Annotated in this window: 10 protein-coding genes and 1 pseudogene; 5 read left to right on the plus strand and 6 right to left on the minus strand. The window is 40.9% G+C overall.

The window, feature by feature from the left end; translation table 11 throughout:
* Position 1: 1 nt before the first annotated feature.
* A complete protein-coding gene (locus LNTAR_RS19905; RefSeq protein WP_007280561.1) occupies positions 2-2,236 on the minus strand; it encodes a PSD1 and planctomycete cytochrome C domain-containing protein in 2,235 nt (744 codons plus the stop codon).
* A gap of 397 nt (positions 2,237-2,633) precedes the next feature.
* Between LNTAR_RS19905 and LNTAR_RS19910 the strand changes: the two genes are divergently transcribed.
* Positions 2,634-3,452, plus strand: coding sequence for a hypothetical protein (locus tag LNTAR_RS19910; protein ID WP_007280562.1), 819 nt, complete (start codon positions 2,634-2,636; stop codon positions 3,450-3,452).
* 4 nt (positions 3,453-3,456) lie between these two features.
* On the opposite strand, the gene LNTAR_RS26140 is transcribed toward LNTAR_RS19910, so the two are convergent.
* The 4 genes and pseudogenes from LNTAR_RS26140 to LNTAR_RS26150 all read right to left on the minus strand — a co-directional run bounded on the left by LNTAR_RS26140 (position 3,457) and on the right by LNTAR_RS26150 (position 6,366).
* A complete protein-coding gene (locus LNTAR_RS26140; protein WP_007280563.1) occupies positions 3,457-4,257 on the minus strand; it encodes a type II secretion system protein in 801 nt (266 codons plus the stop codon).
* A gap of 123 nt (positions 4,258-4,380) precedes the next feature.
* Positions 4,381-4,518 (minus strand): annotated as a pseudogene (locus tag LNTAR_RS28300) (H-X9-DG-CTERM domain-containing protein); the annotation flags it as partial.
* Between the two features lie 98 nt (positions 4,519-4,616).
* A complete protein-coding gene (locus LNTAR_RS26145; protein ID WP_007280565.1) occupies positions 4,617-5,396 on the minus strand; it encodes a DUF1559 family PulG-like putative transporter in 780 nt (259 codons plus the stop codon).
* Positions 5,397-5,607: 211 nt separating this feature from the next.
* Entirely contained in the window at positions 5,608-6,366 is a 759-nt protein-coding gene (locus LNTAR_RS26150) for a type II secretion system protein (RefSeq protein ID WP_007280566.1), read from the minus strand.
* 391 nt (positions 6,367-6,757) lie between these two features.
* Between LNTAR_RS26150 and LNTAR_RS19930 the strand changes: the two genes are divergently transcribed.
* On the plus strand, positions 6,758-8,140 hold the full coding sequence (locus LNTAR_RS19930; RefSeq protein WP_007280567.1) for an amidohydrolase family protein: 1,383 nt from the start codon (positions 6,758-6,760) through the stop codon (positions 8,138-8,140).
* Positions 8,141-8,302: 162 nt separating this feature from the next.
* On the opposite strand, the gene LNTAR_RS19935 is transcribed toward LNTAR_RS19930, so the two are convergent.
* Entirely contained in the window at positions 8,303-8,971 is a 669-nt protein-coding gene (locus tag LNTAR_RS19935) for an REP-associated tyrosine transposase (protein ID WP_007280568.1), read from the minus strand.
* Between the two features lie 271 nt (positions 8,972-9,242).
* Here LNTAR_RS19935 and LNTAR_RS19940 point away from each other — a divergent pair, with 271 nt between their 5' ends.
* The 3 genes from LNTAR_RS19940 (at position 9,243) to LNTAR_RS27365 (ending at position 12,522) form a co-directional block, all read left to right on the plus strand.
* A complete protein-coding gene (locus tag LNTAR_RS19940) occupies positions 9,243-9,584 on the plus strand; it encodes a PadR family transcriptional regulator (protein WP_007280569.1) in 342 nt (113 codons plus the stop codon).
* Positions 9,568-11,460, plus strand: coding sequence for a permease prefix domain 1-containing protein (locus tag LNTAR_RS19945; RefSeq protein WP_007280570.1), 1,893 nt, complete (start codon positions 9,568-9,570; stop codon positions 11,458-11,460). The genes LNTAR_RS19940 and LNTAR_RS19945 overlap by 17 nt, the downstream gene beginning before the upstream one ends.
* 279 nt (positions 11,461-11,739) lie before the next feature.
* Positions 11,740-12,522, plus strand: a complete 783-nt coding sequence (locus LNTAR_RS27365) for a type II secretion system protein (RefSeq protein ID WP_007280571.1) — start codon at positions 11,740-11,742, stop codon at positions 12,520-12,522.
* Positions 12,523-12,616 lie beyond the last annotated feature (94 nt).

A 12,616-nucleotide genomic window follows, 5' to 3' on the forward strand; every position in this document is an offset into this window, starting at 1 on the left:
ATCACTCCTTCGTTTTAAATTTATCGAGCCCCATGAGGCTGTTGACTAATAATGCCCGAGCAGCTTCTTCGGCAGTTAATTTGTGTTTGGCTAGTTGGGTGTGTGCTTGGAAGTCTTTTTTGAAATCAACTAGGGCTGCGCTAATGAGTTTGATCTGCGTTTTTGAGGGTAGTTCGGCAAACATTGTTTCGTATAGGAAATCAATCTGCTCTTCGGTTTTTGAAGAATGCTTTAAGCTTAGCTGGGCGAGCTTAATTGAAGCTTCGAGAAACTGTTCTTCATTCATGATGACTAAGGCCTGCATGGGTGTATTCGTTCTTTCGCGACGAGCAATACATGTCTCTCGTGAGGGGGCATTAAAGATGCTCATAACGGGGTTCGGCATGGAGCGTTTCACAAAAGTATACAGACTGCGGCGGTAGATTTTAGCTCCTTTATCAGCAGTGAATTTACCCGTGTTAGAACCTGCAAAAGCTACGGATTTCCAGAGTCCATCAGGTTGCGGAGGCTTAACACTGGGACCATACATTTTCGAGTTGAGTTGACCGGATATATATAAAGCTTGATCACGTAAAACTTCTGAATTTAACCTGAAACGAGGGCCGCGCTCAAGTCGGCGGTTATCGGGGTCGTTTTTGTACTTGCTAACACTGGACTGAGATGATTGCCGGTATGTGCGACTCATGACGATTTGTTTGATGAGTGCTTTGGTATTCCAGTTGTTCTTAACAAATGATTGTGCTAAGGAATCCAGTAGTTTCGGGTGAGAGGGATAAGTTCCCTGAAAACCAAAGTCTTCGGAGGTTTTTACCAGGCCACGACCAAAAAACTGCTGCCAAAAGCGGTTGACGGCAACGCGAGCTGTCAGAGGATGGTTTGGAGTAGTAAGCCATTGAGCAAGTCCAAGGCGATCCACGGGGAATGATTTGTCCATTGCAGGGAGGAATGAGGGAGTTTTGCGTTGAACGCGTTCGCCGGGATTATCGTATTCGCCACGATTTAAGATAAAGGCTGGGCGAAGCTCTTTACGTTCCTTCATTATGGGCGTGGATGGAATTTTTTTCTCCAAATTGATTCTGTCTTTGGCGTTCTTAGCTTTGCTTAATTGCATGGCTTCTTGTTTTGAAGGTAGGAGTAAACGGGGAGCAGGACTTTTGTGACGCTTGTTGTCGGGGGCACCATCTAGGTTATTAAAGAAGGCATAGAACTGATAATACTCTTTTTGAGTGAGAGGATCAAATTTGTGATCATGGCAAGATGCGCAGCCGAGAGTTAGTCCTAAAAATACAGTGCCAAAGGCATCGGTGCGGTCTTTGACATTGTTGACAAAGAGCTCTTCCTTGAGTGCGGAGCCCGCAGAATTGGAGATATGCAGGCGGTTGAATCCGCTGGCAATGAGTTGATCATTTGTGGGCTTGGGGAGTAGGTCCCCCGCGAGCTGTTCGGTGATAAACTGATCAAAGGGCATGTTGGCGTTAAAGGCCTTTATCACCCAGTCGCGGTAAGCATACATTTCTCGGTAATCATCGGAATGGAGTCCATGGGTATCACCATAACGAACTAAATCGAGCCAGTAAACGGCCATATTTTCTCCATAAGTTGAGCGACTTAAATATTGATTAACTAGATTTTCGTATGCCTGTGGGGACTTATCGTTAATAAAATTTTTCACTTCTCCAAGACTCGGTGGCAGTCCAGTGAGATCAAAACTTAACCTGCGAATAAGAGTGCGCTTATCAGCCTGCGGATTGAATTGGAATTCGCTAATGTTTTCTTTCACAAGCTGATCGATACTTGATGGAGATTTGTGTGTAGCTAATTCTTTAAAGGCCCAGTGACTGTCGTATTTTGCACCTGATGCAATCCATTGCTTCAAAATATTTTTTTCATTTTTAGAGAGCGTTTTATGGCTTTTTGGTGGTGGCATGACTTCATCTGAATCATCGGAAATAATACGTTCCCAGAATAAACTGTTTTCGGGATCTCCCGGAATGATGGCGGGATCTAATGTTCTCTGTTTTCCACTACGACTGGTGTAGTGCCTTTCTTTGGTGGCGAGATCAAAATCATGAAGTTGGAGCTTACCTTTTATGTCATGGGCATCGGGGCCATGGCAGGCGTAGCATTTATCCGAAAGTATGGGGCGCACATCTCTATTAAAATCGACTTTTTCATTAGCGACTAGATAAGTAGATAAAAAACAGATGAGTGAGCTTATGAGAGACTTTGAAAACATTAATTACAATTCCTTGCTTTGACAGGTATTGTTAGTTAGGTCCTCATGGACACATGAGTTTGAATGTTTTTTGCTAATTTTTTTAACTTAGCATAATTTAATAGGTGTATTTTTTACGCTTGCCCTCATTATGTACATCTACAGCATATATAACTTAATGGTGAAACTATTAAACTTTAAATAGCTTAGGGAAAACCCCTAAGACATATGATGGGATAACTACCTGCCATGCCTGTAGGTATGAAACCTAATAGGCTATTTAAATAGTGTACCTAAAGGCACACAAATTTTTGGCCTTTTGCTAAATCCCACATTATATGTGGGGCTATTTAAAGTAAGATCGCTTTGCGATGTAAGTTTTCATTGTTAATCGTAAGAAAGATTGGGGATAGACAAAATGAAGGTGTTGAAACGATTGATAAGCTTTTCTACTTACTTACTGATTTGCTTAAGTTTGAATGCTGAAGAAACAACGACAAGCAAAGTCAATAAAATTTTGCAGACGATTCCCGTGAAAGCGAGTCAGGGCGTGGCAGTGGATGCCCATTATTTTTATGCAATCAGCAATACGAGTATCGAAAAGTATGAGAAAAAAAGTCTCAAAAAGCTAGCGATTTGGAAGGCTTCGGGTGAAAAATTTAAGCATTTCAAACATATGAATAGTGGGACAGTAATAGATGGGGAACTCTATTGTGCCCACTCACGCTTTCCCATAGATCGCAATGATTGTACAGTAGAAATTTGGAATGTGAGCGGTGAGCGACTTGATCATGAAAAGACGATTCCATTAGAGCGAAAGCATGGTTCGCTAACTTGGATTGATAAGGGGCCTAAGGGATTCTGGTGGATGTGTTATGCGGTATACGGCAAAAACAATAAAAATACCAAGCTTGTTAAGTACGAATTCAAAGGGGATAAATTTCTGGAAATAGAAAATTGGGTTTTCCCAAGTGAAGTCATTTCAGCTTGGGGAAAAATGAGCTGCTCGGGAGGCTCGTGGGGCGCTGATGGGAAGCTCTACACCACTGGCCATGATCACGCTCAGGCTCATGTCCTGAAGCTTGATGAAAATAAAAACTTTCAGTTTGTTCGTACCGAAAAAAACCTTGGCTTTTATGGCCAAGCCATTGCTTGGGATCGATCTTCAAAAAAGCCCATTCTTTGGGGTATTGTAAAAAATAAATCTATTTCTCGAACCTGGCTGCCAGAGAAATAGTTGCTTATCTTGAGGCATCCCAGTATGTATCTGAGATATCACTATTGATAAATGCCAATGCACTAGTGCCGTCAGTTTTTATTAAGGTATTTAGGAAGTTGAACTTTTCTACATGGCCATCGGCCATGAGGTAGTTAGACTTAGAGTTGAGGTGGGGAAGCTTGCCATTGTTATATTTATTATAGTATGACTGGGCATATTGAGTTGGTTGCCATCCATTTCCTAAAAGATTCTTTTTGTGTTGATTTTCAACTAAAGTTATTGTCCCAGAGGTATTGCCCATGGCACTGAGCTTTCTAGATTTTGGTGTGCCACCGTTGGTTTTACCACCGACACCTTGATATTTAAGGTATCCGCTTGTTTCCCCTATTGAACCGCCAATATACATATAAGTCATCGAGTAACTACGAGTAGATGTATTTGTATTACCGTCACCATAGTATCTGATTCCAGGATCTGATGCACATGTGTAGGCTTGAGCATAATCATCTCCATAAATAGTTTTTGGGAAAGTCGCACCATGTTTTGCTGCGCCTGAAAGTGATTCCCTACCATCATAGCCGGCTAGGTGATCATCCCATGTTACACGCCCTTCGTAACCATGGTTTGAGGTGGGCATATAAGAATCGTTGTCATCCGTAAACATGATAAAAGAGATGCCCAATTGTTTCATGGTATTTATGCAGGAGGCTGATTTTGCCGTTTCTCGTGCTTTGCTTAGAGCTGGAAGCAGTAGCGAAGCAAGAATTCCAATAATGGCCACGATTACGAGTAACTCTATGAGAGTAAATTTACTTTTTTTCATGTTTTTATCCTGTATCTTTCTTTATCTTCATAGATCATAAGCAAGATGTTTTCAATTTTGATACATCTTTTCAGAAAAAAGGTTCTAGAATTTGTTTGAGTCATATTCCGCGATGCTTAAATCTCAGCGTGAAGCATCCCATTTGGACCCACTAAGATCAGAACTTGTGGCCAAAGAGCCATCATCTCTACTTAAAGATTGGTAAGTGCCCATAGACTCTACATGACCATCGGCCATGAGGAAGTTCGCCTTGGCATCATGTGGTGTGTTAGCTAGATCATCTTGATATTAAAATTAGATAAGGCGTTTCTCATCTCGCCAACCACTACTTAAAATATTCTCAAGCAAATAATATTCAGTTATTTAAAACTGTCCCATTGAGTGTCAGTGACATCAGATGCGCCGCCAACCGAGCCATTGTTTTTGACTAAAGATTGTACCGGGCTCATGGACTCAACGGAACCATCGGCTTTAAGATAATTGGATTCATTATTATGGAGAAGGATGGTTGAATTCATCATGTTTTCGGCAGTGACTCCTCCCCATTCGTATGAAGTTCCCATATTGAGTTTGGCAGGTAATTCAGCATAGATAATAGTTTGAGACGTTTGACTGATGTCATCTATACGTTTTGACCAAAACACGGCAGTAACTCCATCCCAACTTTTGAGTCCAAATATACCATTATAGGCATTACCTGCAGAAGACGAGTTGTTGTTTTGAGTTGGGTAGTAATTAAGAAGAATACCACCAGTATTTACAGTGGGATCAGATGGACAACGGTACATGGGGCCGTGATCTGCACCTTCAGGCATATCTTCAGCTCTCATTCCCCACCGTCCATTGACGCCATGGCCTGACTGCATTTGAGCGATACTTAGGTTACGGCTATCATATAAGCTTAGGAGATCATCCCAGCTAATGCCAGAAACGCTTTCAATACCCGCAGAGAAGTGCCCATCATTATCATCTTGATAAGAAAAGCTGGCGATAGCAAGTTGTTTCAGGTTATTTTTACAGACGGCTTGGTGTGATTTTTTTCTAGCTTTGCCGAGAACGGGAAGTAGCAGCGAGGCCAGTATGCCAATAATCGCGACGACCACGAGTAGCTCAATGAGGGTGAATTTACTTTTTTGCATGCTTTTTATCCTGCTAGTCTATTAATCATTATAGATCAGATGCAAAGCATTTTCTAGTTTGATACATTTTTTTTAGAAAAAATGTGTAATTTATTTTTTATAAATATATATAGATCAATAATTTATAATATTATAGTCAAAAAATATTGCGTTTTCAGCAAAAGGTCGAATGTGTATTTCAATACCCTTATTTGGTATGAGCTGGTGTGTTTTAATTTCTATTTGGGCTCGCATCCCACATTGTGTTTGAAATATTATTTACGGCTGCGACTGAACCATCAGATTTAATCAGTGTTTGATTAGCACTCAAGGATTCGACGTGGCCATCAGTTAAGAGGAAGTTGCCTCTGCTATCATGAGGTGTGTTGCCCTGTTGGTCATTGGAGTTGTAAGTTTGAGCTCGTTTATTATCGTTCCAGCCATTACCCATAATGTTTCCACCGTTATGGAATTCCATGAGAATTATGGTGTTACTAGCTTTATTTAATTCACTAAAACTTCGAGTGATGTTGCCATGAGACATGCCAAGGAATCTTTTGTTATTATCATTAGTTCTCATTTCTGTTATGGCATAACTTCTTCCTAGTGCAGTGGTATTACCTCCATATTTCCAAGCGGAATCATCTGAGGCACAGCGATATATGTCAGTGGACCCCTCGCCAAAGGTATTACTACTTAACATGGCGGCTGCATGTTGTGCTGTTGTTAGTTGCTCACGACCATCATATCCGGATAAAAAATCATCGTAGGTTTGTCTGCCACCCCATGCACGGCTAGTAAAAGGTGCTTTGTAATTATTGTCATCGGCATACATGAACATGGTGAGGCCAAGTTGTTTTAAATTACTTTTGCACAGTGCTTTTTTACTCTGCTCACGAGCTTTACCTAAAGTTGGAAGTATGAGAGAAGCTAAAATTCCTATTATGGCTACGACCACTAAAAGTTCTATGAGTGAAAATTTCTTTTTCATATTATGTCCCTATGTTTTGTTGAATAGGTACATAAGAAAATTCCATTCAATAAAAATATATTAAGTCATAAGATACTTTATAATAATGTCTTAAGTTTTTAATATTAGTGATAATATTCTGTTGAGTAATAATTTTGTGTGGGTTTTGGGACGAACTAAATGGTGACAAATTTAAGTCAATAACCCCTTGATCACTTTAGTGGGTTTGGTAGCATTGAGTCGCATATCGATGCAATGGAAGGAGAAAAGAGAGCTTGTAATGAATGAGGCTCATGAGATGAGGAGTGGTGGCGTTTATATTTTAATAAAATGATTTATGTAAGTTCTTATTTCACTTGTCACAAGGCTTCGTTGAGCTAAAGTTATTAGCAAAAAATCAAGGGATTAAAAGATGATTATCGAAGGTAGATTTTGTAACCATGATGGCGAGTTTTGCGGTCAGGTAAAAGTGAATGAACAGGGACATATTGAGGCACTTGGCAAGGGTTTAGGTACGGCAGATCATAAGTTTGATGAAAGCCTAATGATTTTTCCGGGCATGGGAGATATTCACATTCACGCTCGCGAAGATGTTTCCGGTAAGCAGCTCTACAAAGAATCATTCAAGACGGCTTCTGCAGCAGCAGTGCACGGTGGTGTGGTTCACGTTGCGGATATGCCCAATAATCCCGAAGCTCCCGTAGACGACGAAAAGTACGCAAGAAAATGCGAGCTCTGCAAAGACACAGATGTTCACTTCACGCTTTATGCGGGCATTGGTCCAGACACAAACCCCCTTTCGCAAAAAGTCCCTTACAAAGCCTTCATGGGCCCATCTATAGGTGACCTTTTCTTTAATTCTCAGCAAGAACTAGAAGAAACGATTAAGCGCTACAAGGGCTGCTACGTAAGTTTCCACTGCGAAGATCCTTATATTCTCGAGACTTCAAAAGAGAATGAAACTCATAGTGAGCGTCGCCCTCGCGGAGCTGCGAACACCGCAACGGCTTTTGCACTCTACCTCATTGAGAAATATGAACTCAAGGGCAAGCTCTGCCACTTCTCCACTGGCGATGGGCTGGAGCTCGTTCGCGCGGCGAAAGAACGCGGTGTGACTGTGACAGTGGAAACGACTCCCCAGCAACTCTATTGGGATACCTCATCTTTAGATAAAAATAATAAGCCTTGGTTGCAGATGAACCCTGCTTTCCGTGACGAAATTGACCGTAAAGGCCTACTCGCGGGCCTGCTCGATGGCACAGTAGATTTCATTGCCACAGATCATGCTCCCCATAGAATTTGTGAAAAACTCGGTCGTTATCAACCTATGGAAATTAGAAAAAAGATTGGCAACCTTGCGGCTTTAAGTTTAGAAGAAATCACTGAGCTCGATCGCATTTGCCTCGAGAATTTTGAAAAAATGAAAGACGAAGATAAAGAAGGCTTCGAAGCTTTAGCCGATGTCGACGGTGTCTCGGGAACTTCTCAGCTGGATACCTACGGTGCCTTTACAACTTGGCTCATGAAAGAGCAGGGCTTTACGTCTGCGGATGTCGCAAAAGTGACAGCGTGGAATCCCGGCAACTTCGTCAATCAATTCGATCAGTTCATTGATGCACCTTTCGGTAAAGTTGCCGAGGGTTATGTAGGTTCTTTCACAGTGATTGATCCTAACACACCTTGGACGGCCAAAAACGAAGAAGTCAAAAGTCGTTCAGCTTGGACGCCTTACCACGGCGAAACTTTTCCGGGTAGTGTTGCTGCAGTTTTCCACAAAGGAAAACAGCTGTCTTAAATTAATTGCTCTCGAATCGCCAGTTGAGGGTGGCAACCCTCACGGGGTTCGGGGCTGGCCCCGAATAGTATTATTTCAGCTGGGAGCTCCGCATTCCAATGCGGATGGATAAAAATCTAAAAGTGTTCCAGCTGGGAGCTCCGCATTCCAATGCGGATGTTTTTATAAAACAGCGCTCCAAGGCCAAGCTTCTATGGAATCAGCTAAACCCGCTTTTATAGGATTTTTCATAATATAACGAATACTATTTTGGAAATGGTTTTCGTCTCTTATAAAACGATCCCAGTATTCTTGTTGCCAAAGGTAAACTTTTGTACTGGGATCCTTGTGTTCCAATGTGGAATTTGCTTTAAATATTAAGTATGACTTAGAATATTCTCCCCATAATTCTTTATCTTTTTGGACATAATAAGTTACATGCTTTTTCCATGAGGGCACTAGTTTGGAGATGGGCCATTCATTATACGTTTTGATCATTAAGTGAACATGATTCGGCATGACGACGTAGGCAATGAGCTCATAGCGTTCACGGTCAAAGTATGTCCAGGCTTCAATTTGCTGTTGAGCTACTTTTGGGTCTTGTAGGATGCATGAGCCATATGATTGATCGAGGAGGGATTCAGTAAGTTTTCTCTTTTGAGTAGATTCATCCGCATTGGAATGCGGGGCTCCCAGTCTTTTTAGCGGGGCTCCCGGCTGCTTAAGTACTTCATTGGGTAAACTATCGGCTAGTCGGTAGGTGATCATTTGGTACTTATCACAAGCGTCATAGTGAGAGATGAAACCTCTACTATGCCAATTGCGTGTATCCTCAAACTCTTTTCTGTTCATCCATAACTCCAAGTGTATTAAATTACATTGGAGTGATAGGAATCACAAATTTCGTTTCATAATTGATTGCTCTCGAACCGCCAGTTGAGGGTGGCAAGCCTCACGGGGTTCGGTGCTGGCTCCGAGTTGCTCTAGATGAGGGAAGAATCCCCCGCTTTATGGCTAATGATGATCAATTTAATTTTCCAAAAATATAAAACCCACTCTTGATACTTTGTGAGGCTAGGTATATAATTTAATACCTAGACAGGCAAAGTATAAGGAGTCTATTATGTTCGAAGGTGATTTATTAAGAAGTATCGCAGTACCCGTAGTTTTGAAGTTGCTCAACGAAAGAGAGATGTACGGTTACGAAATTATAAAAGAAGTTCACGAGCGTACCAATGGTGAATTTCAGTGGAAAGAGGGCACGCTATATCCCTGTCTCCACCGCATGGAAGGTGAGGGTTTAATTAAAAGCGAATGGCAAAAACCGGAGGGTGAGCGACGTCGTAAGTATTATCATATTTCTGGCTTGGGAAAGCAACAACTGACTTCGCGAGTGAATGAATGGCAAAAGTTCTCGGAGTCAGTCAATACACTTTTTTCTCCTTTAAATGAACCTTCAAACTGATTTTACGGTGAGTTTTGAAAAAGAAATTAGGGGCAAAGTAGAGGAACTCAGTCGGGATCTCGAAGGTGATCTTGAGCTCCAGCTCGATGTGCAGTTTGAGTTGGAAAGTCACTTGTGGGAGAGTTACGATGCCAATATTGTGCGTGGCATGAGTGAAGAAGAAAGTTCCGAACAAGCCTTCAAAGATTTCGGTGCTTTGAGTGAAGTTAAAGAACGTTTACTCGCGGGGAATTTAAAGCGCTTAAATAAACGCGCACAAGTGAAGGCGATGCTCTGGTACGTATTTGTCCCTCTCTCAATTTTCACAGCCTTATTTTTTGGGGGTAGAGAATATTTTGAACTGAGTCGTGAGCTTCCGCAATCAGCTTTAGATCCCAAAATAGTGAAGTTAAGGCAATTGGAGAATGATTTTAGTGATGAACTTTATCAAGAACTCAGTCAGCAAATGCCCAATAATGCTTATTTAGATTCACTCTGGCTTGGGAAACATTTAGAAAAGAGTGTGAATCGAGAAATGGCCGAAGTGAGTTCGGAAGAAGAATTTGCTAAGCTCATGCAGAAAATGCAAGAAATGGTGAAGAAAACGGACTTTGATGCGCTTCGTTTGGAAGAGATGCAAGTTTACCAAAATTTTGGCAGAAAAAGTTTCATAAAGTCGATTAAGGATGTGGGCCATGCCGCGGCTTTCATTTTGCCTGACTTGGGTTCCCTAAGAAATTTCGGTAAAGCCGTTGTTAAGAGGGGGAAAGTGAATGAAATCAGGCTTTTAGAGAAAATTTGTCGCCAACGTTTAGAGAATTCAGATACCCTAATTGAAGTTTTAGTTATTGGAGCGCTTGGGAGAATATATACGGAAAATAAAAGCTTGATGGAGAATCCTGAACTAGCGAAGTCAAGTGGTTTTTTTAGTCGTTGTTCTCAAGTGATTGCTGGATGGAAAGAAAAGAAAAAAGTCGGTGATAAAGAGTTCGAAAAAATCTTTATGGAAAAATCAAGCATGCTGGCTTCAATGGTAATCCCTGCGGTAGGAACAATAGAGGAAATGACGAAGCCAAAATTCTTCAAAGAGAGTCGAGAAATGGAGTACAATTTTTTTGAAAAGTATTACTTCTCACTACTGAATTCTATTGGCTTCATAATCATGTTAGGTCTCATTGCGTTTCTAGCTTGGCATAAATTGATTAAGGGTCAGAAGCAATCATTGCAGCTGTACTCGATGTGCGAATGGTTGCTTCATTGGGCCAAATTTATCTTAGTGCCTTTAGTGGCTTATCAAATTTATAAGTTCTTGCCTTTTGCGAGTATTAATTGGAGCATCAAAGAAACTTTAGTTCTCTACTCCATTGAGTTGTTGACTCTAACTTTTTTACTCTTTATCCTTTCTTCTTGGAGTTTGTTTTGCAAGTATAGCAAAAAATTGATCATCTTTGATTTAGCCGATAAAAAATCTTTACACAAATTTAAGGTGAGCCTATTAACTGTATGCCTCGTCTTGCCAATAAGTCTAGTGACTGTAGCTTTGTGTATCCAAGTCCTACAAGAGGCCGCCTTAAGCGAAATTGTTCAGATGGTTTTTAGCATTAATCCTGTCATTTTCAGTGGATGGTTTTATGTAATCTTTGCGTTCTTCGCATTATTAATCATGCTGCTGAAATGGCTTAAAGCTTCCAGTATCGCTCTTTGCAGCCTAGCGCAAGGACAATTAATCAACCTAGCCTTCTTAAGTTTGAGTTTGAGTATTTACTCCTTTATTTACCTTGGATATTTAGAAAGTGAAAATGCTAAAAATGACCGCTTGATCATTAGCAAAAGTAGTTTCACCAGCGTTGAAGAAAAAGTCACAAAAAACTTAAAAAAGAGCATGCTTAATAAGTAACTCAGTCCTTCTTAATCGAGTGGGTAAAGTCGAGAGCTTTTTGTTATTTTCATAAAGAACCTTGGTGTAGGCGCAGCACACTGTGCAAAACTTTTTTATTCAGAGCAAGCAGGTAGCTGCTCAGTTAAATGTTTTTAAGTTATTGCAAGTAGAGCAATAAGGAATAAATAGAAAATATAATTATACAGTAAATTAAAAGTATTATACAGTAGCATCTCAGGTTTTAAGCGGGTTATTCACTTAAAGAAGAATACTAATTGCAGTAAGCCTGAGGATTTTATGAGAAAAATAGAGTTTAGAAAGAAGAGCAATCGTAGATTGACTACGCGTTTCACGCTGATTGAAATTTTGGTGGTAGTGGCCATTATAGGAATTTTGGCCAGTTTCTTGCTGCCAACTTTAAGTAAGGCGCGGAAAAAAGCTAGGATTGCCGTATGCACCAGCAATCAAAAGCAAATAAATTCAGCCCTACTTATGTTTACGGATGATAATGATGGCTATGTCCCGAAACCTTCTGGTAATCCTGATGTGAGCTGGGATGATCACCTTTCTGGTTATGATGGCCGTGAGACATTAACAGACGCGCAAAAAACTGCGCGCTCTCTCGCTAAAAGTACTTTTGGGGACGACTATGGTCAATTATACCGCTGCCCACTTTTTGAGGACACGACTACTGCTAATGTAGAAATGTCCTATGCTACCTCACGGTTTACAGCGCCTGAGCCCAATACACAATGGTTCACTGGCCAAGGGGTCATGGGATTTGGTTATGCCGCAAATCTTAGCGATGTAACGGTGCCTAATGAATCGATAATGCTTTTTGACTATAACCGTTCAAGTAACTTCACCCGAATGGGCAGAAATGTCGATAATGTAGTTAGAGCGACAGATCTTCGAAATTTTGAAACACTACAAAGTGATGGCATGATGCACGACTTCTATGAGGTGAACTATCTTTTTGTCGACGGGCATGTTGAGAGCTTGGACTTTAACGCAACCTTAGCACCTTATGGTGCTAATTATTGGAGATCTAATGGCAGTATGTGGGATGCGTACAAATAAGCTTTAAAAAGTTTATAGTGGTAAAATAATAGCATTAGTAATCATCGCGTTTCTATTTTTTATGTGGTTCAAGCTTTAGCTTGCTTTAAACTCA

It is taken from the genome of Lentisphaera araneosa HTCC2155, from assembly GCF_000170755.1.
Lineage (GTDB): Bacteria > Verrucomicrobiota > Lentisphaeria > Lentisphaerales > Lentisphaeraceae > Lentisphaera > Lentisphaera araneosa.